Source organism: Serratia sp. HNCC26DJ244 (genome assembly GCF_057180565.1).
In genome coordinates, this window is record NZ_JBXUGO010000007.1 from 126002 (window position 1) to 150643 (window position 24642).

Annotated in this window: 24 protein-coding genes, 4 tRNA genes and 2 other RNA genes; 11 read left to right on the plus strand and 19 right to left on the minus strand. The window is 47.2% G+C overall.

Going from position 1 to position 24642, the window contains the following annotated elements; genetic code table 11:
- Window positions 1–12 precede the first annotated feature (12 nt).
- Window positions 13–504: a Dps family protein gene (locus AC2A06_RS08260; RefSeq protein ID WP_473197675.1), complete on the minus strand. Its 492-nt coding sequence runs from the start codon at window positions 502–504 to the stop codon at window positions 13–15.
- A gap of 233 nt (window positions 505–737) precedes the next feature.
- Window positions 738–1034, minus strand: coding sequence for a YciI family protein (locus AC2A06_RS08265; protein ID WP_473197676.1), 297 nt, complete (start codon window positions 1032–1034; stop codon window positions 738–740).
- A gap of 278 nt (window positions 1035–1312) precedes the next feature.
- On the opposite strand from AC2A06_RS08265, the gene AC2A06_RS08270 reads away from it, so the two are divergent.
- Window positions 1313–2044, plus strand: coding sequence for an energy transducer TonB (locus AC2A06_RS08270; protein WP_484379998.1), 732 nt, complete (start codon window positions 1313–1315; stop codon window positions 2042–2044).
- Between the two features lie 94 nt (window positions 2045–2138).
- On the opposite strand, the gene yciA is transcribed toward AC2A06_RS08270, so the two are convergent.
- From yciA to AC2A06_RS08340, 14 genes are all read right to left on the minus strand, one after another.
- On the minus strand, window positions 2139–2576 hold the full coding sequence (gene yciA, locus AC2A06_RS08275) for an acyl-CoA thioester hydrolase YciA (RefSeq protein WP_473197677.1): 438 nt from the start codon (window positions 2574–2576) through the stop codon (window positions 2139–2141).
- Window positions 2577–2738: 162 nt separating this feature from the next.
- Window positions 2739–3281 carry a septation protein A gene (locus AC2A06_RS08280; protein WP_023491630.1) on the minus strand — a complete coding sequence of 181 codons (543 nt, stop codon included), beginning with the start codon at window positions 3279–3281 and terminating at the stop codon, window positions 2739–2741.
- 216 nt (window positions 3282–3497) lie between these two features.
- Window positions 3498–4910, minus strand: a complete 1413-nt coding sequence (gene pykF, locus AC2A06_RS08285; protein ID WP_023491631.1) for a pyruvate kinase PykF — start codon at window positions 4908–4910, stop codon at window positions 3498–3500.
- Between the two features lie 562 nt (window positions 4911–5472).
- A tRNA-Val gene (locus AC2A06_RS08290) sits at window positions 5473–5549 on the minus strand.
- A gap of 19 nt (window positions 5550–5568) precedes the next feature.
- A tRNA-Val gene (locus tag AC2A06_RS08295) sits at window positions 5569–5645 on the minus strand.
- A gap of 189 nt (window positions 5646–5834) precedes the next feature.
- Window positions 5835–7211 carry an MATE family efflux transporter gene (locus tag AC2A06_RS08300; protein ID WP_484379970.1) on the minus strand — a complete coding sequence of 459 codons (1377 nt, stop codon included), beginning with the start codon at window positions 7209–7211 and terminating at the stop codon, window positions 5835–5837.
- A gap of 208 nt (window positions 7212–7419) precedes the next feature.
- On the minus strand, window positions 7420–8226 hold the full coding sequence (gene xthA, locus AC2A06_RS08305) for an exodeoxyribonuclease III (RefSeq protein WP_484379971.1): 807 nt from the start codon (window positions 8224–8226) through the stop codon (window positions 7420–7422).
- Window positions 8227–8327: 101 nt separating this feature from the next.
- Window positions 8328–8900, minus strand: coding sequence for a TIGR00730 family Rossman fold protein (locus AC2A06_RS08310; protein ID WP_023491634.1), 573 nt, complete (start codon window positions 8898–8900; stop codon window positions 8328–8330).
- 115 nt (window positions 8901–9015) lie between these two features.
- Window positions 9016–9140, minus strand: a non-coding RNA gene (locus tag AC2A06_RS08315) — RtT sRNA.
- Between the two features lie 45 nt (window positions 9141–9185).
- Window positions 9186–9310, minus strand: a non-coding RNA gene (locus AC2A06_RS08320) — RtT sRNA.
- 45 nt (window positions 9311–9355) lie between these two features.
- Window positions 9356–9440, minus strand: a tRNA-Tyr gene (locus tag AC2A06_RS08325).
- A 126-nt stretch (window positions 9441–9566) separates the two neighbouring features.
- Window positions 9567–9651: transfer RNA gene (locus AC2A06_RS08330), tRNA-Tyr, on the minus strand.
- 245 nt (window positions 9652–9896) lie between these two features.
- Entirely contained in the window at window positions 9897–10745 is an 849-nt protein-coding gene (gene purU / locus AC2A06_RS08335; protein WP_023491636.1) for a formyltetrahydrofolate deformylase, read from the minus strand.
- Between the two features lie 37 nt (window positions 10746–10782).
- Window positions 10783–11244 carry a YchJ family protein gene (locus AC2A06_RS08340; RefSeq protein WP_484379972.1) on the minus strand — a complete coding sequence of 154 codons (462 nt, stop codon included), beginning with the start codon at window positions 11242–11244 and terminating at the stop codon, window positions 10783–10785.
- A gap of 288 nt (window positions 11245–11532) precedes the next feature.
- On the opposite strand from AC2A06_RS08340, the gene rssA reads away from it, so the two are divergent.
- From rssA to AC2A06_RS08365, 5 genes are all read left to right on the plus strand, one after another.
- Entirely contained in the window at window positions 11533–12447 is a 915-nt protein-coding gene (gene rssA / locus AC2A06_RS08345; protein WP_484379973.1) for a patatin-like phospholipase RssA, read from the plus strand.
- A 105-nt stretch (window positions 12448–12552) separates the two neighbouring features.
- Window positions 12553–13566 (plus strand): two-component system response regulator RssB, encoded by a 1014-nt coding sequence (rssB, locus tag AC2A06_RS08350; RefSeq protein ID WP_484379999.1) that lies wholly within the window; start codon window positions 12553–12555, stop codon window positions 13564–13566.
- 285 nt (window positions 13567–13851) lie between these two features.
- Window positions 13852–14769, plus strand: coding sequence for a UTP--glucose-1-phosphate uridylyltransferase GalU (galU, locus tag AC2A06_RS08355; RefSeq protein ID WP_023491641.1), 918 nt, complete (start codon window positions 13852–13854; stop codon window positions 14767–14769).
- 42 nt (window positions 14770–14811) lie between these two features.
- Window positions 14812–16155 carry a UDP-glucose dehydrogenase family protein gene (locus tag AC2A06_RS08360; RefSeq protein ID WP_484379974.1) on the plus strand — a complete coding sequence of 448 codons (1344 nt, stop codon included), beginning with the start codon at window positions 14812–14814 and terminating at the stop codon, window positions 16153–16155.
- A gap of 8 nt (window positions 16156–16163) precedes the next feature.
- The gene (locus AC2A06_RS08365; RefSeq protein WP_484379975.1) at window positions 16164–17174 is read left to right on the plus strand and encodes an NAD-dependent epimerase; all 1011 of its coding nucleotides are present in this window, start codon (window positions 16164–16166) and stop codon (window positions 17172–17174) included.
- Between the two features lie 140 nt (window positions 17175–17314).
- Here AC2A06_RS08365 and hns read toward each other — a convergent pair whose 3' ends face one another.
- Entirely contained in the window at window positions 17315–17722 is a 408-nt protein-coding gene (hns, locus tag AC2A06_RS08370; protein ID WP_023491646.1) for a histone-like nucleoid-structuring protein H-NS, read from the minus strand.
- A 915-nt stretch (window positions 17723–18637) separates the two neighbouring features.
- Between hns and AC2A06_RS08375 the strand changes: the two genes are divergently transcribed.
- From AC2A06_RS08375 to rluB, 4 genes are all read left to right on the plus strand, one after another.
- Window positions 18638–19222, plus strand: coding sequence for a thymidine kinase (locus tag AC2A06_RS08375; protein ID WP_473197683.1), 585 nt, complete (start codon window positions 18638–18640; stop codon window positions 19220–19222).
- Between the two features lie 58 nt (window positions 19223–19280).
- Window positions 19281–20177 (plus strand): RNase RNM, encoded by an 897-nt coding sequence (gene rnm, locus AC2A06_RS08380; RefSeq protein ID WP_484379976.1) that lies wholly within the window; start codon window positions 19281–19283, stop codon window positions 20175–20177.
- A 57-nt stretch (window positions 20178–20234) separates the two neighbouring features.
- Entirely contained in the window at window positions 20235–20855 is a 621-nt protein-coding gene (locus tag AC2A06_RS08385; RefSeq protein WP_473197685.1) for an L-threonylcarbamoyladenylate synthase, read from the plus strand.
- Between the two features lie 174 nt (window positions 20856–21029).
- Entirely contained in the window at window positions 21030–21926 is an 897-nt protein-coding gene (rluB, locus tag AC2A06_RS08390) for a 23S rRNA pseudouridine(2605) synthase RluB (protein WP_023491650.1), read from the plus strand.
- 41 nt (window positions 21927–21967) lie between these two features.
- On the opposite strand, the gene cobO is transcribed toward rluB, so the two are convergent.
- On the minus strand, window positions 21968–22558 hold the full coding sequence (gene cobO, locus AC2A06_RS08395; RefSeq protein WP_023491651.1) for a cob(I)yrinic acid a,c-diamide adenosyltransferase: 591 nt from the start codon (window positions 22556–22558) through the stop codon (window positions 21968–21970).
- Window positions 22559–22571: 13 nt separating this feature from the next.
- Window positions 22572–23333 (minus strand): YciK family oxidoreductase, encoded by a 762-nt coding sequence (locus tag AC2A06_RS08400; RefSeq protein WP_484379977.1) that lies wholly within the window; start codon window positions 23331–23333, stop codon window positions 22572–22574.
- 202 nt (window positions 23334–23535) lie between these two features.
- Between AC2A06_RS08400 and sohB the strand changes: the two genes are divergently transcribed.
- On the plus strand, window positions 23536–24582 hold the full coding sequence (gene sohB, locus AC2A06_RS08405) for a protease SohB (protein WP_484379978.1): 1047 nt from the start codon (window positions 23536–23538) through the stop codon (window positions 24580–24582).
- The last annotated feature ends 60 nt before the right edge of the window (window positions 24583–24642 follow it).

Consider the following 24642-nt stretch of genomic DNA (forward strand, 5'->3'; position numbering starts at 1 on the left):
GGTTCGGGCGGTTTATTTTGCAAGATAAGCGTTAAGCATCCAGACCTGTTTTTCCTGCTCTTTAATGTAGTCACTCATCAAAGAGGCAGTACCCTCGTCATCGGCTTTAGCGGCTAATGCCAGCAGTTCACGTTGTTGCTGCAGTAAAATGGCATAACCTGCTAATAAACCGCGCAAAGTCCCTTTATCATCAGTCACGTTGGTGTCTTCTTTGATATCTGCAGTCTTCAGATAATCACTGAAAGCATGCGAGGGTTGTGAACCGAGCGTGAGAATGCGTTCTGCCAATTCATCGACTTTGGTCAGCAGATTATTATAGGTTTCTTCAAATTTTACATGTAGTTCAAAGAAGTATGGGCCGGAAATATTCCAGTGGTAACCCCGGACATTCATATACAACACTTGGTAGTTTGCTAACAGCTTGTTTAATGCGCTAGAGAGCTTGGCTGACTGTTTGCTATCCAGGCCAATATGCGTTTTTACTGCTTTTTTTGCCGTAGTCATAGTCTGTTTCTCCAACTATTCAGTTATAGCTGTCGCCTGGCAAGCTGGCGGAGCGGTGACAAGAGATATCGATGTATAAAGATTAGCGGCTAGTCTGAAAAAGGTAAAAACGATAGAAGGTATTAATTTAATAGGTATAGAGAATCAATTGTCAGTCAAGGCGAGGGAAAGTGCTGCCCACGCCTTATAAATCGCATCTTAGGTGACCGTAGCCACTGCCTGCTCAGGCTGAATTAGAATACCTGCTTGAAGGGTTTTACGGTCACTTCGCGGTATACGCCAGCATCAACATAAGGGTCTTGTGCCGCCCAGGATTTAGCGGCGTCAAGGGAAGAAAACTCGGCAATGACGGTTGAGCCAGTAAAACCAGCATCACCGGGGTCATTACTGTCCACCGCTGGGTTGGGGCCTGCAACCAATAACCGGCCTTCATCACGTAACGCTTGCAGTCGTGCCAGATGGGCGGTACGCGCAGCCAAGCGTTGTTGTAAGGTATCGGGCGCATCTTGTGCATAGATTAGATAAAGCATATTTATCCTTTAAAAATTATCATCATAGCAAGGTAACAACAAACTAGCTCAAAAGGGGGAACAAGGGAATGGCAAATTGTGCAAAATATCCCGTGGCCGTTGACATCACTGTTTGCAGGAATAGCTCTTGTTGCTCATCGCTTTTTTCTGTCATAACTCTTTTGTGATAACTCTTTTTTGTGAAAACTGCGAGCCAGTCGTGAACCGGGTTGTCGTTCCTTTTGGATATGATCGCTATTTGCATTTAGAATAAGCAAATCAAAGGAACCCCAATAATGATGCCGCTAAAGAAAATATTCCTTACTCGCCGTTTTTCTCTACCTGTTACCCTTTCAGTCGGCTTACATACGATCTTGGTAGCAGCCTTGCTCTATGCGTCAGCCAAGGAAGTGATAAGACTACCGCAGCAGCAGGGGGCGCCGGTTAATGTCATGATGGTGAATATGGCTGCGTTACCTCAGCCATCAGCTTCGGTTGAGTCTGAGGCACCGAGCCAAGCAACGTCTGAGCCAGAATTACTGGCAACGCCGGAACCGGTGCAGCCGCAGCCGTCACCTATCGCTCCCCCTAAGCCAGTAGTGGAAAAATCCAAACCCAAGCCAAAGACTGAAAAGCCAATCAAGCCTGAAGTGGAAAAGGCAGAGCCAGAGGCCCCAGCGCTGATTGAGAGCCCCGCAACGGCTCCATTAAGTGCTCCGTCGCTGGTGAAGCCAACTCCAGTGCCAGGCAATGATGTTACTGAGGCAGAACCCAAAGCATTGAGTTTGCCGAAGCCGATTTATCCGCCTCGCGCTTTAGCGCTACAGATTGAAGGTAAGGTGAAAGTGCAATATGACATTGATGGCGATGGGCGGGTGATCAACGTGCGTATTCTGTCAGCTGAACCGCGCAATCAATTTGAGCGTGAAGTGAAGCAATCAATGGCTAAATGGCGTTATGAAGCCAAAGCGGCACAAAACCTGACAAAAACCATTTTATTCAAAATTGATGGTTCGACAGACCTGCAGTAATCAGTGTCGCAATATTTTCTTGGCTACAGATTAAATTAAGGCGGCGGGGGCGCCAGAGCGCTTTCATTATTGAGCGCTCTGGTGCTTTACTCACTTAACTGGCTGGCTCAGTGTCGCTGGTGCCAAGGTTAATCTTGTTATCTGGTAAGGCACAAGGCCGGCCTGCATCATCCACCGCAACGTAGGTAAAGACTGCTTCAGTGGCCCGATAGCGCTGGCCAACAGGGGCGGAAGAAACCTTTTTAATCCAGACCTCAATATTAACGGTAATGGAACTGCGGCCAGTACGGATACATTTAGCGTAGCAACAGACAACATCACCGACGGCAACCGGTTTGAGGAAGGACATACCATCCACTCGAACCGTGACGACACGGCCTTCGGCAACCTCTTTGGCTAGAATGGCCCCCCCAATGTCCATTTGTGACATCAACCAACCGCCGAATATATCACCGTTGGCGTTAGTATCTGCGGGCATTGCCAGCGTTCTCAGTACCAGCTCTCCGCTGGGCAAAAGTTGTTGTTCTGTCATTACCATCTGCTTTATTAAAAGAGTTACTCTGTTGTGGGTATAAACCCGGCATCGTTCAAGCGGTGGTTTGCCTGGCGCTGAGAACAGCTGGTGTTATCCGCGGCCTTTATGGCCATACACGCTGTTCCGTTGCCACCGGGTGTGGTCAACTAAAAGAGTCGATTACTGCTTTTTTTGTTCATCGGGCATATGCCGGAAGATATAGATGCCACTTAGCAACGTGAAGACCAGTGTCAGGGCCGTCAGGCCAAATACTTTGAAATTGACCCATACACTCTGTGGCAACCAAAATGCCACATAGATATTGGCCAGACCGCAGGCAAGGAAGAACAGAGCCCAGGCGACATTGAGTGCACGCCATGCGTGATCTGGCAACGTAAGCTCTTTACCTAACATGCGTTGGATTAATGGTTTTTTCAGTATCAGTTGGCTAACCAGCAGTGCGAGAGCGAACAAGGCATAAATGACGGTGACTTTCCACTTGATAAACAAATCATTATGGAAAACCAGCGTCAAGGTGCCGAAAATGGCGACCATGATGAAGGTGATCAATGTCATCTTCTCTACCTTGCGGTATTTCAGCCAGGTAAAGATTAAAACCAAGGCGGTAGCAGCAATTAACGCGCCGGAAGCGTAATAGATATCATAGAGTTTGTAGACAGTGAAAAAGACAACCAGTGGTAGAAAATCAAGAAATTGCTTCATAAATCAATCCATCATAAATTCGTCGGCTGACTATACCGGATTCATGGGGTTCTTGGTACCTCTAGCGTGCGACTAGGTAGCACGATGACAGGGAGAACAACTTAAAACCGACAGAGAGAACAGCAAAAACCGGGCGGGTAATTTTTTCATTGCTAATAATGCAAAACGCCGCGAGAGCGGCGTTTTGCGTGCGGACTGTTCTGTTACTTTTAACGATTACAGAACGTGAACCGATGAGGTATTGGTGGTGCCACTTGGTACCAGCGCGCCGGAAACCATGACAACAACATCCCCTTTTTGTGCCAGACCGCTTGCCAAGGCGGCTTCTTTACCGATGCGGTAGAAGTCATCTGTAGAGGCAATTTCCTTGACGATCTGGGTAACGATACCTTTACTCAGGATTAACTGACGTGCAGTGATATCATTGGTGGTCAACGCCAGAATAATGGCATTAGGGAAGTACTTGCGCACAGACTTGGCAGATTTACCGCCGCTAGTGGCGACGACAATCAGCGGTGCATCAAGTTTTTCGGCCGTTTCCACGGCACCACGGCAAACCGCTTCAGTGATACGTAACTTGCGGTTATCCTGCAGAGTATCAATACGGCTTGGCATAACGCGATCAGTACGTTCACAGATCGTGGCCATGATGGTCACGGCTTCCAGAGGATATTTACCTTTGGCACTTTCACCCGACAGCATTACCGCATCGGTACCATCCAGGATGGCGTTGGCAACGTCACCGGCTTCGGCACGAGTAGGGCGCGGATTCTTGATCATTGAATCCAGCATCTGGGTGGCGGTAATAACGACCTTACGTGCGCGGTTGCACTTATCAATCATCATTTTCTGTGCAAAAATCACCTCTTCAACCGGGATCTCTACCCCCAGGTCACCACGGGCTACCATGATGCCATCGGAAGCTTCGAGGATTTCGTCGAAGTTATTCAGACCTTCCTGGTTTTCAATCTTGGAAATGATCTGAATATTTTCACCGCCATGGGCTTTCAGATGCTCACGGATTTCCAATACATCAGAACGTTTACGGATGAACGAGGCGGCCACGAAGTCTACACCTTGCTCACAACCGAAAATCAGGTCAAGTTTATCTTTTTCTGCCAATGCTGGCAGTTGGATGGAAACACCTGGCAGGTTAACACCTTTGTTCTCACCCAGATCGCCATTGTTCAGTACTTTACAAACCACTTCTTTGCCATTGATGGCAGTGACTTGCAAGCCGATGAGGCCATCATCAACCAGGATAGTATTGCCGACAGTCAGGTCATCAGCAAAGCCAGGGTAGGTAACGGCGACACGTTCTTTGTTGCCGATAACACTTTGGTCGGTGGTGAAGGTGAAGGTTTGGCCAGCGACCAGCGCCGCGTCGACACCCCCTTCAAGTTTCATGGTACGGATCTCAGGGCCTTTGGTATCCAACAAGATCCCGGCAGTCTTGCCAGTTTTAGCCATTACGGCACGCAAATTCTTGATGCGGTTACCGTGCTCTTCGTAATCACCATGGGAAAAATTAAGGCGCATTACGTTCATGCCAGCATTGAGCAGGCTAGTGAGCATTTCTTCAGATTCGGTTTTTGGGCCGATAGTACAAACAATTTTAGTCTTTTTCATGACGGTTTTTTCTACAAGTTATGATGGATTATAAAATGACTGTGACTAACGGCGAGACCATTAGTCAGGAATTCTAACTTTGCCTGGAAGTGAAAAACGGTATAAACAAAAACAGTGTTAAGAATAGGTGACAACAGTTGAAACGGAGCGAAATAATTTAACCGATGCCCGGATGCGCGAGCGCTACGCATAGAGAGAAGATGAGATTTTTTTGTGATTAAATTTTGACGGATCAAGGGCTGAAACCATTCAACTGAAAGACGGTGTGCATTATAAAGGCTCTGTGGCAGGAAACAAAACAAAAACAGACTAAGTTATTGTGGTAGAGCCGTGTTTAAAGAGCTTAAAAACAGCATTTCATCTCTCAATATGTTGTTTTTATTTATTATTTTTATTTTTCGATAAAAGCAGGCCAGATTTGCAGGTGGTGATTTTTTACACATAACTGACAAAAGTTCTTTGTGGCGATAGCTGAGACGAGTTAGCTGAAACTGAAAGGGGTGAAAATTGCGTAGATAAGAGATAACTCACAGAAATGACTGGCGAATGCTTTGAAAAGAATTGGTGCGTCCGAATGGACTCGAACCATCGACCCCCACCATGTCAAGGTGGTGCTCTAACCAACTGAGCTACGGACGCACAGAAAATCAGCAGGAATTGGTGCGTCCGAATGGACTCGAACCATCGACCCCCACCATGTCAAGGTGGTGCTCTAACCAACTGAGCTACGGACGCATCTTCTCCTGTCTGTCATGGCTGACAGCGGGAACGAATATTAACGAGCTACCCGCCCGCTGGCAAGGGGTAAAATACATTTTTATGTGATATTTCACCTGATTGCTGAGCTTGTGTGCAGTGTGCTGCCTTTTTATCAGAGTTGGGTCATTTTTTAGTGGTCTACCAATGGCAGACCAGGCTAGATTTTTAACGGCGTGAGCGCTGTAAAATTAAAGCAGGAGTCTGCCGCTGCAACCAGCGCATACGTAATACCATCATGATGGCAGCAAAGGTTAACCCGATAATAAAACCAATCCAGAAACCGCGCGGCCCCATTGCTGGAACAATATAATCCGTTAGCGCAAGCAGATAGCCACTGGGTAACCCAAGGATCCAATAGGCAATAAACGTGATGTAGAAAATTGAGCGAGTATCTTTATAACCACGCAGGATACCGCTGCCAATCACTTGTATAGAGTCAGAGATTTGATAAATGGCGGCCAGAAGCATCAGTTGTGATGCCATGGCGACCACCTCAGGGGTATTGTTATAGAGCAGGGCAATAGGAACGCGGAGTAGGGCAGTAAATAATGCCGAGCCACAGGCCATGGCTATGCCTACGGCAATGGCGGCATAGGCGGCAACGCGGGCTGCTTCAACTGAACCTTCCCCCAGCCGATATCCGACACGGATGGTGGCACCAACACCAAGAGATAGCGGTAATACGAACATTAATGCGCTGAAGTTCAATGCAATCTGATGCCCCGCTACTGCGACGATACCCAGAGGTGAAACCAGTAATGCCACCACCGCAAATAGGGTAACCTCAAAAAACAGTGCTAACGCCACGGGTAGCCCAATACCAATTAAACGCTTTAAGGTATGCCAATCTGGCCTGCTGCGCGCTTTTTCTGCCAGTTTGATATCACGCATGGCCGGAGCACGCTTCGTATACCAACGCATCATCAGGAACATAAGCCAATACACACTCGCTGTGGCGACACCACAACCCACGCCCCCCAGTTCTGGCATGCCTAATTTGCCATAAATGAAGATATAGTTGATGGGGATGTTCACCAACAGGCCAATAAAGCCAATGACCATACCGGGTTTGGTTTTTGATAAGCCTTCACATTGGTTACGGAGTACTTGAAAAAACAGGTAGCCTGGAGCCCCCCACATGATGGCGTGCAGGTAACCGACCGCTTTATCAGCTAATTGCGGATCGATATTGTGCATCATATTGATCACAATATTACTGTTAGAAACCACGGCAATAATCAGTACTGAAACGCCTGAAGCCAGCCAGAAACCCTGACGGACTTGATGCGCGATGCGGTCACGCCGGCCAGCACCATTGAGTTGCGCGATCACCGGGGGTAGGGCAAGCAGCAAGCCGTGGCCGAACAGCAGCGCGGGTAACCAGATAGAGGTGCCCACGGCGACAGCAGCCATATCTGTTGCGCTGTAAGCTCCTGCCATAATGGTATCAACTACACCCATTGCGGTTTGAGATATTTGCGCGATGATGACAGGGATAGCGAGGGCTAATAAACTCCGCGCCTCAGTAAAGTACTTCTGCACGTATACACCTTTCTAATTTTTATTCAGTAGGGCTGTTGCGATTGAGGCAACCATCAAAAATTGCGGGATTTTATCGAAAATACGTTACCTGTGGAGCAAGGCCGAACTAATCATGTAACACAATTTGTTATCCAGACTAATTCAAGAGCGGGTAGGGTACAACCTGGAAAGCGTGAATAGTTCCCCGGTAGCGTTACCGGGGGAGAGCTTATAAAGCGAATTCGGCCCAGACCGGGGCATGGTCTGAAGGTTTTTCCATACCTCTAATCTGATAATCAATCCCCGTTGATTTACAACGCGCTGCCAACGGTGTACTGGCCAGTAATAGATCGATGCGTAGGCCTCGGTTTTCATCAAAACCACGGGAACGGTAATCAAACCATGAAAACTCATCATTGCGATCTGGATTAGCCTGCCGATAGGTATCTACCAGCCCCCAATTCATCAAGCGGGTCATCCACTCACGTTCTTCCGGTAAGAAAGAGCATTTACCAGTACGCAGCCAACGTTTGCGGTTTTCCTCACCGATACCGATATCAAGATCACTTGGGCTGATATTCAGATCCCCCATAATCAATACCGGCGCTTCTGCAGAAAGTTGTTGTTGCAGATAATTCTGCAAATCCTGGTAGAAACGGGTTTTGGCGGGGAATTTTATCGGGTGGTCGCGGCTTTCTCCTTGAGGGAAATAGCCATTAATCACGGTCAAGGTACCTTGTGGCGTGGACAAATCAGCCATGATGATGCGCCGTTGGGCATCTTCATCATCAGTGGGAAAACCTCGGCGGACTGCGAGAGGTTCATTTTTAGTCAACAATGCGACACCGTAGTGGCCTTTCTGCCCATGATAGAAGACGTGATAGCCATATTGGCTCACCTCTTCCAGTGGGAACATATCGTCATGAACTTTGGTTTCTTGCAGACCGATAACGTCAGGTTGATGCTGTTCAATAATTGCAGCTAATTGATGTGGGCGAGCCCGCAGACCATTGATATTAAAAGAGACAAACTTCATGAGTGATGCCGTTTCCCCAAGAAAATGTATTCAGATAGTAACAGAGTTTCGTGGTAAATGTAACGCAGACCAGCGGCGTTTTACCGCTGGTAGGGAGAGCACTATTTTGCCCAACGGTCATAATTATTGGGTTGATAGTCATCGAATTGTTGCATCAATACCTGCGGTGAATCGCTGATATGCAAGGTACTAAGGTAATCATGTTTCATGAAACCTTGGTCGGCGACCTGTTGCAGGAACTGGGTTAAAGGATGATAAAAATTGTTTACATTCAGCAGACCCACCGGTTTGCTATGGTAGCCAATTTGTCCCCAGGTCCAGATTTCGAATAACTCCTCTAGCGTGCCAATACCGCCAGGTAGAGCGATAAACCCATCGGCCAATTCGGCCATCCGTGCCTTACGGCTATGCATATCTGGCACAATTTCCAGTTCACTCAAACCCCGGTGGGCGGTTTCCGCTTCCACTAGGCGTTGTGGAATAATGCCAACAACTTCACCACCCGCGTTGAGGACCGCATCGGCCACCACGCCCATTAAACCTTTCTTACCGCCGCCATAAATCAAACGCCGCCCTTGTGTGGCAATGGCATGCCCCAGTTTTTGTGCATACTCGACATAGGTGGGATGATTACCTTCGCTGGCACCGCAAAAGACGCAAATATTGTTACGCATGGATCTTCCTGAACTGCGATTTATTGGAAGTCAGTGGTATAGCGAATTGTCGAGCCGAGTTCAAGTCATGAGGGGAATATGGTATCAAGTTAATGATTGATGCAGAGGGAAGAGTTGGTGGTGGGGGAAGGATGATTCGTCACTGCGTTCCTCACCCTTCGGGCCGTGCTGCGCACGTTGTCTCGCGCTGCTCGACTCGAACCTTGTCGAAGGTTCTCACCTTCCCCAAATCGTGCTTATTTTAGGATAGTTATTCTGGGTAGGTGTTGATGCGGAGGGAGTAGCTGGTGGTGGGGGAAGGATGATTCGTCACTGCGTTCCTCACCCTTCGGGCCGTGCTGCGCACGTTGTCTCGCGCTGCTCGACTCGAACCTTGTCGAAGGTTCTCACCTTCCCCAAATTGTGCTTATTTTAGGATAGCTATTCTAGGTAGGTGTTGATGCGGAGGGAGTAGCTGGTGGTGGGGGAAGGATTCGAACCTTCGAAGTCTGTGACGGCAGATTTACAGTCTGCTCCCTTTGGCCGCTCGGGAACCCCACCAGGGTATTATTTATTGCTATAAATGAAAATTTTTGCTTATGCAGAAGTGAGAATTTCTCCTCTTTCCCCAAATCGTGTTCATTATAGAATCACTACTTGAGGTAAAACCTGACTTAAAATCAGAGTTGGTGGTGGGGGAAGGATTCGAACCTTCGAAGTCTGTGACGGCAGATTTACAGTCTGCTCCCTTTGGCCGCTCGGGAACCCCACCACTGGCCTTACTTCTGTTAAGCGGGGCGCATCATATCAAATGAAGCGCCGGTGTAAAGTATTGAAATGCAAAAAACCAATTGTTTGCCGTTTTTTTATTCTTGGTAGCGCTTTTAGGTCACCAGATTTTTCAAATCACACCGTGGTGTGGTGGTAACTTGTGTTGATGTGGCAAACAAAAGGCACTGTTTTACTCAAAGTGCCCACTGGTTTTACTTTTCATTCAGTGATTGATGTAAAAAAACATTACAGGATCACGGTGCGGTTGCCATAGACAAACACCCGTTGTGCTAATACCTGATAGAGTGCACGGCTAAGGACGTTCTTCTCAACATCACGCCCAGCACGCATCATATCTTCTGCCGAATAGGTGTGATCGACGTGGATAACATCTTGCATAATGATCGGGCCTTCATCCAGGCTATCGTTAACATAATGCGCGGTGGCACCAATGATCTTCACTCCGCGTTCATAAGCCTGATGGTAAGGTCGGGCACCGATAAAGGCTGGTAGAAATGAATGGTGAATGTTAATCACCTGATTAGGGTAATGCTGAACAAAAGCAGGGGTAAGCACACGCATATACTTAGCCAAGACCACATAATCAGGCTGGTATTGGTCGATTTGTGCAATCATTTTCTGATCGTGTTGCTCACGTGTCAGTCCTTCGTGACTAACCAAGTGAAACGGGATGTCAAAACGTTCAACCAAGGGTTGCAGGGTCGTATGGTTACCAATGACGGCGGCAATCTCTACATCTAAGCCACCATAGGCGCTTTTCATCAGGAGGTCGCCCAGGCAGTGAGCCTCTTTGGTGACCAAGACCACAATACGGCGGCGACTGGCACTTTGCAGTTCACGGACAGACCCTTCTGGCAAAGCACCATCCAGATCAGCCAGTAAGGTCGCATTATTGAAGATCCCTTCAAGCTCAGTACGCATAAAGAAGCGACCGGTGAGATGATCAACGAATTCGTTATTTTGCACGATGTTAAGTTCATGCTTGTAACAAATATTGGTGATCTTGGCGATCAACCCCTTTGCGTCAGGGCAGAGGGTACGTAAAATTTTTCTTTGTAGGTTTTGGTGTGGCATAGGTTTGTCGATCCTGTCTGTTACTTGACTTACGGGCTCACTGCCCACAGCACTTTTTATACTTTTTGCCTGAACCGCAGGGGCAAATTGAATTTCTACCAAGCTGAGGCCTGGTTCCGTCGATATAGTACCAACGGTGTTCAAGACGAAGAAAGCGCGAACGCTCATGCATCATCTTGGACGAGTGACCACTTTCAGTAAAACGGGCGATGAATTCAACAAAGCCTTCATCAACGTTGTTGCCGATGGTTTCCTCCACGATGGTCAACCCAAACCACTCGGTGTTGGCAAAACTACTGATAATAGCACTACGCCATGATTCGGCCCGGCAGTCTGGGTGCCAAGTGGCAATGAGATAATCGACATTTTGTAACACATAAGCTGAGTATCTGGAACGCATCAATCTGAGCGGTGATGGTGCGAATTGTTCACCGGTTATCAAGGGTTGACAGCAAGTGTGGTAGGTTAACCCGCTGCAACAAGGGCATAAATCAGTCAAAATAATGTCTCAATTGATTGTTCTGGTGATTATCGAATGGGATAGATTTATTTTATCGGTTATCTCACTCTTCGGGGGCTTGTTGCCATTCACCTCACTCGAAATCTGGGCATGGGTCGCGCAAAATAGAGCCCAAGCTAAAATTAACACATACCCAGTGCCATCCAAGCTGCAGAAAAGTTGGCATAGCTTGGAGGCCAGACATATGTTACCTAACATTATTGGTAAGTGGCAATCTACGTTGGCGTCAGGGCTGGGTGAATTTATTGTGCAAAGGATAAGCTAATAATGCGGAAAGTAAAAATTGGGCTGGCGTTAGGGGCTGGGGCTGCTAAAGGTTGGGCTCATATTGGCGTGATCAATGCGCTTAAAGAACAAGGTATTGAAATAGATATTGTTGCTGGTTGTTCCGTTGGTGCATTGGTTGGGGCGACATTTGCTACTCACCGACTTGATGCGATGGAGACCTGGGTACGCTCATTCAGTTATTGGGATGTTATCAAATTGATGGATTTATCCTGGCAACGCGGGGGTCTGCTACGTGGTGAGCGGGTATTTAGTACGGTTGGCAAGTTGCTGAAGATTGATGATATTGCTGATTGTTCACTCAAATTTGGTGCGGTGACAACCAACCTCAGTACCGGGCGTGAGTTGTGGATGACTAAAGGGAATATTCATCAGGCTATTCGCGCGTCCTGCAGTATGCCCGGGTTATTATCACCGGTGTGGCTTGATGGCTATTGGTTGGTTGATGGTGCGCTGGTGAACCCGCTTCCCATTTCGCTGACCCGGGCGATGGGAGCCGATATCGTTATTGCTGTCGACTTACAGCATGATACACATTTGAGGAAGAATGAGCTGCTTTCAATGCATAGCGATAACCTAGAAACTGATAATATGGCTCATAACGATGAGGCAGGGAACTGGCGCGAACGTTTGCGTGAACGTATCAATAAAGTGACACAGAAAAAAGTCAATGTGACCCCCACTGTCATGGAGATCATGAGCGCGTCCCTTCAGATGCTGGAGAGCCGGGTGAAGAGAACCCGTATGGCAAACGATCCGCCTGATGTGCTGATCCAACCTTATTGTCCACAAATCTCAACGTTGGATTTTCACCGCGCCAGTGAGGCGATAGAGGCGGGCAAGCTGGCGGTAGAAAAGCAGATGGAGATGTTGGCACCATTAATAAAAAATAAATAATTACCGGCCCTTGTGGTGGTAATGGTGCTGTTTCGGATATTTCTGCAAGCACAAGTGACTATTATGAGCCACTATTACAATATGAAAAAGGAAGAGGCTCGGCCGATGGTACAACCACTGATTAACAAGCGCATCTTGATTGTTGAGGACGAGCAGGTGTTTCGTTCCGTGCTGGTTGGTTATCTTGAGTCTTTAGGCGCGCAGACCTATGAAGCGGAAAATGGTTTGCAGGCGTTGGCTGCTGTCGAAAAGGAAAAGCCAGAGCTGATACTCTGCGATCTTGCCATGCCCGAAATGGATGGCATTCAGTTCGTTGAACATTTACGTTTGCAAGGTATACAGACACCGGTGCTGGTCATCTCCGCGACCGATAAAATGGCGGATATTGCCAAGGTATTACGCTTGGGCGTTCAGGATGTCCTGTTGAAGCCCTTGAACGACCTAAATCGTTTGCGGGAAACGGTACTGGTGTGTCTCTATCCCAAGATGTTCACTTCTCAGGCTATTGAAGAAGCAGAATTATTTCACGACTGGGGCGTGCTGAGCCAAAATCCTTCAGAAGCGGCGAGATTGCTCAAACAGTTACAACCACCAGTACAGCAGAACATAGCGGGTTGCCGTATTAACTATCGCCAATTGACCGTCGGTGACAACCCAGGTTTAGTGTTGGATATTGCTGCATTGTCGGAGAAAGATCTGGCTTTTTATTGCCTGGATGTGACCCGTGCCGGTGAAAATGGTGTAATGGCTGCATTGTTATTGCGTGCTTTATTTAATGGTTTGTTGCGCGACCATCTGGCGAATCAGCAGCAGCGCCTGCCGCAAATGTCAGCGTTGTTGCGGCAGGTTAATCAGTTATTACACCAAGGTAAATTAGAAGGTCAATTTCCATTATTGGTTGGTTATTATCATGCAGAAGATAAGAACCTGGTTTTGATTTCTGCGGGTTTGCATGCCAATGTCAATACAGGTGATAACCAGATTCAATTAGCTAACGGTGTGCCCTTAGGAACATTGGAGTCGACTTACATGAATCAGATCAGTCAGCACTGTGAGGCTTGGCAATGCCAGGTTTGGGGGAGTGGCGGGCGGTTACGTCTGATGCTGACCAGTGAATGAGAAGTTAATAGTGTCACTACCCCCTATTAAAGGTGATCGCTCAGGCGGTCACCGAACTCAATGATAGTCGTCACTGTTTTTCCTTCTGGTCGTGTGACTGTTTTTAAATAATCCATACCCTTAGGATTCGCGTTGTCCTCTTATTCAATTCTGTAACAATTTGCTGCGAGAGGAGGATATTTGCACTTAAGCTGATGCTCAATCGATTTAACCTGATATACTTCGCAGGTTTTTTTTGATTGCAGAATAAGCTCATCATTTGAGCTCGTATTGAGAGAGGAAGATATGTCTGCTTTAAATACCAAAGTCAGAAAAGCGGTTATCCCGGTTGCCGGCTTAGGAACAAGGATGTTACCTGCGACCAAAGCGATCCCCAAAGAGATGCTACCTTTGGTTGATAAACCGTTGATTCAGTACATAGTCAATGAGTGTATCGCTGCAGGGATCAATGAAATTATATTGGTCACCCATTCCTCTAAAAATTCTATTGAGAACCATTTTGATACCAGTTTTGAGCTTGAAGCGATCCTGGAAAAACGTGTGAAGCGTCAGTTGTTGGATGAGGTTCAATCTATTTGTCCGAAAGGTGTGACAGTGATGCAGGTACGCCAAGGGGTGGCTAAAGGGCTTGGTCACGCCATTCTCTGCGCTTATCCGCTGGTTGGGGATGAACCGGTTGCTGTCGTGTTACCTGATGTGATCCTTGATGCATACAGTGCGGATCTGGAAAAAGAGAATATGCATGAGATGTTGCAGCGCTTCCAACAGTCAGGGATCAGCCAGATTATGGTTGAACCGGTGCCGCATCATGATGTAGGAAATTACGGAGTCATTGATTGCCAAGGTTATGCGCTCCAGCCGGGTGAGAGTGCACCTATGGTGGGCGTGGTGGAAAAACCGTCGCCAGAACGAGCGCCTTCTAATTTAGCCATTGTTGGTCGTTATGTGCTTTCTGCCGATATCTGGCCCCTACTGGCCAAGACGCCAACTGGGGTAGGCGATGAAATTCAATTGACTGACGCTATTGATATGCTGATGCAGAAAAAGCCTGTTGAAGCCTACCATATTAAGGGTAAGAGCCACGATTGTGGCAATAAATTAGGCTATATGCAGGCTTTTGTTGAGTATGGCATGCGACACGCTACCCTGGGTAAAGATTTTTCTGCATGGCTGCAACAGTTATTGGCACGTAAAGAGAAGTAACTGCATAACCTTTTGTTAAATTTTTAGAGCTAGGATTATCTAATGAAAGTGACAGTTTTCGGTATAGGTTATGTTGGCCTAGTGCAAGCCGCCGTTCTGGCGGAAGTAGGGCATGATGTAATGTGTATAGATATTGATGAAAATAAGGTTGAAAATCTCAAAAAAGGCAATATCCCGATCTTCGAGCCAGGTTTGGTGCCATTGGTCCAGCAAAACTATGAAGCCAGCCGTTTAGGTTTTACCACCGATGCCAAGCTGGGGGTTGCTCATGGCGCTATCCAGTTTATTGCTGTAGGAACACCACCGGATGAAGATGGTTCTGCAGATCTGCAATATGTCACGGCGGTGGCGCGAACCATAGCCGAGTATATGACCGAGCCTAAAGTGGTCATCGATAAGTCCACTGTTCCGGTGGGTACTGCCGATAAAGTGCGTGAAGTGATGAGTGAAACACTGCGCAAGCGTGGCAGTAATATTACGTTTGATGTGGTTTCAAACCCTGAATTTCTTAAAGAAGGGGCTGCTGTTGCTGATTGCATGCGTCCTGAGCGCATTGTTATCGGTACCGATAATAAAGATGTTATTGAGCCATTGCGTGAATTGTACGAACCCTTTAACCGCAATCATGACCGCATGATCCTGATGGATATCCGCAGTGCCGAGCTAACCAAGTATGCCGCGAACTGTATGTTGGCGACAAAAATCAGCTTTATGAACGAAATTGCCAACCTGGCGGAGATGCTGGGGGCAGATATTGAAAAGGTTCGTAAGGGTATAGGTTCTGATTCGCGCATTGGTTACCACTTTATTTATCCTGGTTGTGGTTATGGTGGCTCCTGTTTCCCGAAAGACGTCCAGGCGTTGATTCGAACTGCGGAGCATATCGGTTATCAACCGAAACTGTTGCAGGCGGTAGAGCAGGTTAATGTGCAACAGAAATACAAGCTGACCCAGTTTATCCAACATCATTTTTCTAATGATGTGAAAGGTAAAACCTTTGCCTTGTGGGGATTAGCGTTTAAGCCTAATACTGATGATATGCGCGAGGCTTCTAGCCGGGTGTTGATGGAAACCCTGTGGGAACTTGGGGCTAGTGTCCAGGCTTATGACCCTGAAGCCATGGCGGAAGCACAACGTATCTATGGTCAGCGTGCTGATCTAACATTGATGGGTACCAAGGAAGCCGCATTACAAGGCGCGGATGCTCTGGTGATTTGTACCGAATGGCAAAATTTTCGTGCTCCCGACTTTGATATCATCAAGCAATCACTAAGACATCCGGTGATTTTTGATGGGCGCAATCTGTATGATCCTGAACGCCTGAAAGCTCGTGGTTTTACTTATTACGGTATTGGCCGTGGTGCATCGATTAAGCCGGTTATTTAGAGGTGAGCATGAAATTCCTGGTTACAGGCGCTGCAGGATTTATTGGTTATCACGTAACGGAGCGTTTGTTGTCAGCCGGGCATCAAGTTGTTGGTATAGACAACCTTAATGATTATTATGATGTCAGGCTTAAGCTGGCTCGCCTCGATTTGCTGGCCAATAAGCCAGCATTTAAGTTTATAAAATTGGATTTAGCGGATAGTAATGGCATAGCGCAACTTTTTGTCGAGCACCAATTTGAGCGTGTTATTCATCTGGCCGCTCAAGCCGGGGTGCGTTACTCATTAGATCATCCTTTAGCTTATGCCGACTCGAACCTGATAGGACATTTGAACATTCTTGAAGGGTGTCGGCAGAATAAAGTCGGACACTTGTTATACGCTTCTTCCAGTTCGGTATATGGTCTTAATCGTAAGTTGCCATTTTCGACGGAGGACTCGGTTGATCATCCCATTTCATTGTATGCCGCAACCAAGAAAGCCAATGAGCTGATGTCTCACAGCTATTCACACTTATATGGCCTGCCGACCACCGGTTTGCGCTTTTTCACCGTATATGGCCCTTGGGGCCGTCCTGATATGGCGTTATTCAAGTTTACTAAATCGATGTTAGCGGGTGAACAAATAGATGTATATAACTACGGTGAAATGTATCGTGATTTTACTTACATCGATGATATTGCCGAAGCTGTGGTGTTGTTACAAGCGATAGTGCCTAAACCTAATCCTCATTGGACTGTGGAACAGGGTTCTCCAGCGACAAGTTCTGCGCCATACCGTATTTATAATATCGGTAATAGTACCCCAGTGAAACTAATGTCATATATTCATGCTCTCGAGGCTGCTCTTGGAATCATTGCTCATAAGAATATGTTGCCAATGCAACCTGGTGATGTAATGGATACTAATGCAGATACTGAAGAACTCTATCAAGCTATCGGCTTTAAGCCGGAAACGAGTGTGGAAGAAGGTGTTAAGCGATTTGTTGAATGGTATAAGACATTTTATAATATTCAGTAAGTGAACGATTAAACAGGGGGCATGTTGCCCCTTTTTTGTGGTTGCCGCATGCTGGTCGGATTATTTGAGCATTGTCAGGCGAGCTTTTGCTAGATGTAAAAAAGGCTCCGGTGGGAGCCTTTTGAGTAACCTAATAGCTATTACAGCAGGAAATCGTCAAGAGATTTGCCTTGCTCTTCGATAGCTTTTTTGATTACAGCTGGGGTACGGCCCTGGCCAGTCCAGGTTTTCATTTCACCGTTTTCATCTTTATATTGGTATTTTGCAGGGCGTGCAGCGCGCTTAGCTTTACCAGACACTTTAGTTGCCGCTATAGTTTGTAGCAACTCGTTCGGATCAATACCATCAGCAATTAGCATTTCACGGTATTGTTGCAGTTTGCGCGTACGCTCTTCAATTTCTGCTTGAGCTTGGGTATCTTCTTCACGACGCTCGTTAACAACTACTTCCAGTTTTTCGAGCATCTCTTCCAATGTTTCTAAGCTGCACTCTCTTGCTTGTGCACGCAGAGTACGGATGTTGTTCAAAATCTTTAATGCTTCGCTCATTGTCCTAGTCTCAAATTATATTAGTGGGGGCATTAACGTAATAATAGAGTGCTATTTTCTTTTCTGCAATAGCCAAATGAACATCAGTTACTAAATTTATCTTTAAAAAAGCAATAATGATAACTGAACACCTAATATAGTCTGAGAATCTGACAATCCCTCGACATATTGTTGAGTCAAATTTACAACACTCAAGCGCAGGTGTGTTGTGGTAAAAGTCGTTTTGTTCGTACATCTCAATTCCATATACATATCATGTCGCAAGTAACATATGTGGTGTGACCTCTGCACACCAGGCTACGGGCTTTCCTTTGTACAGAGAAGGTGTTCTATGTGGTTCTAATATTAATCGTTATAGATTTAACTCACTATTTAATGAAATCACTATCCTGTTAGTCACCGGGGATTTGTTGTTCTCCTATTATACTTACAAATAATGGGTGTGACCGGAAGGACACCGGCGGGTCATCCATTAGTGAGGGTTGGTAACAGAGTGCAGAACTGGCGGGGTGCAGCAAACAGGTAGGTCACTTGAAGTATGATAAGAATATACTCACGATGCCTAAGTTGCAGCCGTATCGACGCAATGTCCTCAAGTCAGCACATTGTTGTCTATGAGATTGAGCATTCATTAGATTCTTGCCTACTTGTGCCTCGAATTATTTAGAATACGCATAACTATTAATGAGTTTGATTAATCAATAGGAATTATTAGTTGTGACACGAGGACCAGATCATCCTGAAAATAGTCGGGGAATGAGCTTGGATGATAAGGACTCCTTCTGAAAATCTGACGAGTGACTAATGTGAAGATAATGAATGGGTCATAAGCTGAGTATATCAGTTAGATATGATAGACTATCGGCCTGTATCTTTGACCAATATCTCATATTTCTACTGCCGGGTTTCGATTTTATGGCTCAACTTTATTTTTACTACTCCGCAATGAATGCAGGAAAGTCTACAGCACTATTACAATCTTCATATAATTATCAAGAACGTGGTATGCGCACACTGGTGTTTACTGCCGAGTTCGACCATCGTTTTGGTGCTGGGAAAGTGAGCTCCAGAATTGGGCTCTCGACACCCGCCTTACTGTATAATAAGAGCACTCAGTTGTTTACGATGATCAAGCAAGAGCATCTGCACCAACCCGTGCACTGTGTTTTGGTTGATGAGAGTCAATTTCTGACCAAAGAGCAGATTGCCGCATTGTGTAAAGTCGTTGACCAGTTAGATATTCCGGTATTGTGTTATGGGCTACGTACCGATTTTCGCGGTGAATTATTTGTTGGCAGCCAATACTTGCTGGCTTGGGCTGACAAGTTGGTTGAATTAAAAACTATTTGTCACTGTGGTCGCAAAGCCACCATGGTTTTGCGGTTGGGGGCGGATGGCAAAGTGGTGCATACAGGGGAACAAGTGGTTATTGGTAGTAATGAAAGTTATCTATCGGTCTGTCGCAAGCATTATCAGGAAGCGATAACCGGCCAAGAGTAATGCCGCTATTGCTGCGCAGGCGAATCTGAGTATTGCTCAAAATCACAGGATATCTCTTTTGACAGACATTAACCCACCCACATGTGGCTTTCATTTATATGACCTACACAGCCATACCACTGCTTCGGATGGTTATTTGACACCCACGCAATTGGTTCGGCGGGCTGTTGAAATGAACGTCAGTGTCTTGGCGATTACCGATCACGACACTACCGATGGGTTGGCAGAAGCAAGCGTTGCGATTGTCGAACTCTCGCTGCCGTTGCAGTTAATCTCGGGGGTCGAAATTTCCACAGTATGGGAAAATCACGAAATCCATATTGTTGGGTTAGGGGTTGAAGTTGGACATGCTGCACTAGTACAACTTCTTGCCGAACAAACAGCACGACGTCATCGACGTGCACATGAAATTGGCCAGCGATTAGCCAAGGCAAATATTAAGGATGCTTACGCAGGGGCACAAAAACTGGCGGGAACAGGGGCGGTTACTCGTGGCCACTTTGCTCGCTATCTGGTGCAAATTGGCGTAGCGGATAACTTGGCTCAGGTCTTCAAGCGGTATCTGGCAAAAGGGAAAACCGGCTATGTTCCACCACAGTGGTGTACAATAGAACAGGCGATTAATGTTATTCATCAATCAGGGGGGCAAGCGGTATTGGCTCACCCTGGACGTTATGATTTAACTGCTAAATGGCTTAAGCGCTTGTTGGCCTATTTTACTGAGAGTGGTGGTGATGCCATGGAGATAGCTCAGTGCCAACAAGCGCCTAATGAACGTATATTGTTGGCAAAATATGCACAGGACTACCAACTGCTGGCCTCTCAGGGGTCTGACTTTCATCAACCCTGTTCTTGGATTGAACTTGGGCGTAAGCTATGGTTACCCGGTGGTGTAGAGCCGGTGTGGCGTGACTGGTCACCACCTCAACAGGGCAGATTCAACAGGGCAGAGTAGTATTTTGATTTCATGCGGACTGGTTATGCGTGAGAGTATTATTTTCAGGAGCAACAGATGGGCCAGTTATTTTATATTCACCCGGATAACCCGCAGCCGCGTTTGATTAATCAGGCGGTGGATGTACTGCGCAAGGGGGGGGTGATTGTCTATCCAACCGATTCTGGTTATGCATTGGGTTGCAAATTGGAAGAAAAGACAGCAATGGAACGTATCTGTCGTATTCGGCAATTGGATGGCAACCATAATTTTACCTTAATGTGTCGCGATTTGTCTGAGCTGTCGACTTATGCTTATGTGGATAACACGTCATTTCGATTGATCAAAAATAATACGCCTGGCAGTTATACCTTTATTTTAAAAGCGACCAAAGAGGTGCCGCGTCGCTTGATGAACGATAAGCGTAAAACTATTGGGTTGCGTGTGCCTTCTAATCCGATTGCCCTGGCCTTATTGGATACGCTGAATGAGCCAATGATGTCGACCACATTGATGTTGCCTGGCAATGATTTTGCTGAATCTGACCCAGAAGAGATCAACGACTATCTTGGTAAACAGGTAGATCTGGTGATCCATGGTGGTTTTCTTGGTCAACAGCCGACGACGGTGATTGACCTGACCGAATCTTCACCGCAAGTGCTGCGCGAAGGTGCCGGTGATGCCTCACCGTTTCGCTAAACGGCCAGATGAAGCCAGTACCAACGGTGAATAAAATCTGTATACTGGTCACAGTTTGTGGGCCCGAATAGCATAGTTTATTTTGAGCAAAAGATAATCTTTGTCGCCATTTTTCCGATAACTGTGGTGACAAAGCCCCCCGACGCCTGTGAAGGCGACATTAGAGGTTGTTTAATGAGCGAGAAGCTACAAAAAGTATTAGCGCGGGCCGGACATGGTTCGCGCCGTGAAATCGAAACCATTATTGAGGCTGGGCGTGTCAGTGTTGACGGAAAAATCGCCAAGCTGGGTGATCGCGTTGAATTGAGTTCTTCGTTGAAAATTCGCCTGGATGGCCATCTTGTCTCGCTCAAGGAATCTGAAGCGGCGGTTTGCCGAGTGCTGGCTTATTATAAGCCAGAAGGCGAACTCTGTACGCGTAGCGATCCAGAAGGGCGCCCAACGGTATTTGAGCGTTTGCCAAAGTTACGTGGTTCACGTTGGGTTGCGGTAGGGCGACTGGATGTTAATACGTCAGGTTTATTACTCTTTACTACAGACGGTGAGCTGGCTAACCGCTTGATGCACCCTAGCCGTGAAGTTGAGCGTGAATACGCTGTGCGCGTATTTGGCCAGATTGATGACGATAAAATCAAACAATTGAGCCGGGGTGTGCAACTGGAAGATGGCCCAGCTGCATTCCGAACCATCAGTTTTCAAGGTGGTGAAGGGCTCAATCAATGGTACAACGTCACGCTGACTGAAGGGCGGAATCGTGAAGTCCGTCGTCTATGGGAAGCAGTAGGCGTGCAGGTTAGTCGCTTGATTCGTGTACGTTACGGTGATATTGACCTGCCAAAAGGGTTACCTCGTGGTGGTTGGGCCGAACTGGATTTAAAAGCAATCAACTATTTGCGTGAACTGGTAGAGTTGAAACCAGAAACCGTCAGCAAGTTGCCGGTAGAGCGTGAACGCCGTCGAGTAAAAGCTAACCAGATCCGCCGCGCAGTAAAACGCCATAGCCAAGTGGCGAGTGGTAACCGCCGTGGTGGTTCCAGCAGCAAATCAGCTCGCCCGAGCAAACGAAGCTAATGTTATTAACCGTGGCCTGATCCCAGGTCACGGTTTTCACTCTACCAGTCAATACCTTGCTGAGCTTTTATCCCAGCATCAAATGCATGTTTCACAGGTCGCATCTCGGTTACGGTATCTGCCAATTCCAGCAAATCTCGATGGCAACCGCGCCCGGTAATGATCACTGTCTGATGGGCAGGACGTTGATGTAAAGCCTGTACCACCTCCTCCAAGGCTAGATACCCATAGCTGACCATATAGGTCAGTTCGTCCAGCAGCACGATATCAAGGTGACTATCTGCCAGCATACGTTTACCCTGTTGCCAAGTGGCCAGACAGGCGGCGGTATCACTCTCTTTATTCTGTGTTTCCCAAGTAAAACCCGTGGACATAATCTGGAATTCTACGCCATGTTGCTGTAACAGGTTTTTTTCGCCATTAGGCCATTGGCCTTTGATAAATTGGATCACACCCGCTTTCATACCGTGGCCCACTGCGCGGGTGAGGGTGCCGAAAGCAGCGGTGGTTTTACCTTTGCCATTACCGGTGAACACCAGCAATAAACCGCGAACTTCCTGGGCGGCGGCAATACGGGCATCCACCTGTTCTTTAAGGCGTTGTTGACGTTGTTGGTGGCGATCTTCAGCCATGATAGTGGGTTCCTTATTCGGCAGCACCGGGTTTGCGATTGGGTTGGGCATCAAAACTTATGCCATTCTGACTTTGGCTATCTTCGCCCATAAGATACAGATAGAGTGGCATGATATCGGCAGGAGTCTTTAGTTTGTCTTTATTTTCATTGGGGAAAGCAGAAGCGCGCATTTTCGTGCGTGTTCCTCCGGGATTAATGCTGTTTACCCGCAAATTCGTGTCTTTGTACTCGTCAGCCAATACCTGCATCATGCCCTCGGTGGCAAACTTGGATACGGCATAGGCTCCCCAGTGAGCTCGCCCCAAACGACCCACACTGGAACTGGTAAAAACCAAAGAACCTGCAGGAGATTTCAGCAACAACGGCAATAGCGCCTGGGTCAGCATAAAGGTGGCATTGACATTAACCTGCATGACTTCTTGCCATTGGGTTATTGACTGCTCTGCCATGGGGGCGATGTCTCCTAATAAACCGGCATTGTGCAGCACACCATCAAGGCGAGGCACTTTGTGTGCTAATTCGTGAGCCATCTCCTGACACTGTTGTGAGGTGGTATGCAGCAGGTCGAGCGTAATAATGTGTGCGGGGGCACCGCCGTTGGCGATAATGTCTGCTCGCACTGCCTGTAATTTACCCTCAGTACGCCCCAACAACACCAACTGTGCGCCAAAGCGAGCATAAGATAATGCTGCCTCTCGACCAATGCCGTCACCTGCGCCAGTTACCAGGATAATATGTTGCTTCAGTAAGTCCGGTTTAGGTTGGTAATCCACTATAGTTCCTCACACAATGTTATTTGGTTTTTGGGACGAGCAGTGAATATACCCAAGTTCTTTTCAGTTGCAATCAACCTTACGTTACCTCGGTGGTTATACGAAGAAAGCAATGAATGTTCATTTGACCGCGACAGCGATGGTATCGATTGGCTAAAATAGGCAGGATCATATTAACAAACTGTAAATATAGGCGGGATCTGTGGAGTTTATATCTGTTTATGGCCTGTTTCTGGCCAAAGTTGCCACGGTAGTGATAGCGATTGTTGCGCTGGCGCTGCTCGCAGTGACCCTAAGGCAGAGCAAAGGCCAGCAAAAAGGGGAATTACAGCTTACCGATCTGGGTGAGCAATATCGTGAAGTACAGCGTGAAATGCGCCTGGCACGAATGGGAACTGCGGAGCAAAAAGTATGGAGTAAACAGTTTAAAAAACAGAACAAGAGTGACGAAAAGCTCAAAAAGCAGCGGGCTAAGTCGGGGGCGGTAGAAGCCAGTAAGTCTTATCTGTATGTGCTTGATTTCAAGGGCAGTATAGATGCACATGAAGTTGCCTCATTACGTGAAGAGATATCCGCTGTTCTTGCGGTGGCCACGTCCAAGGATGAAGTCTTGTTACGCCTGGAAAGTCCCGGTGGGATGGTACATGGTTATGGTCTGGCGGCTTCACAACTGGAACGGCTGCGTAAGGGGGGCATCCGCCTGACGGTGGCGGTGGATAAAGTGGCAGCCAGTGGGGGTTACATGATGGCTTGTGTCGCGGATCGCATTGTGGCGGCTCCCTTCGCCATTATTGGTTCGATCGGTGTGGTTGCGCAGATCCCTAACTTTCATCGTTTATTGAAAAAGAATGACATTGATGTTGAACTACACACAGCAGGGCAGTTCAAGCGCACATTAACACTGTTTGGCGAAAATACGCCGCAGGGCCGTGAGAAATTCTGCGAAGATTTGAATGAAACTCATGAGCTATTCAAACAATTTGTGCACCAGCAACGGCCTTCTCTGGATATTGATAGTGTGGCAACTGGCGAACACTGGTTTGGCATTCAGGCAAAGGATAAGGGCTTGATTGATGCCGTGGGTACCAGTGATGACCTGTTGATTGCCGAGATGGAAAATCATGAAGTCGTCGGGGTGTGCTATACCCGTCGTAAGCGTCTTATCGATCGTATCACCGGTAGTGCGGCAGAGAGTCTTGATCGCCTGTTGTTACGTTGGTGGCAGCGCGGTGAGAAACCGTTGCTCTAATCATCATATCAATCATGACACGGGGCACTGGCCCCGTGTCATTGAGCATGTATTGGTCAG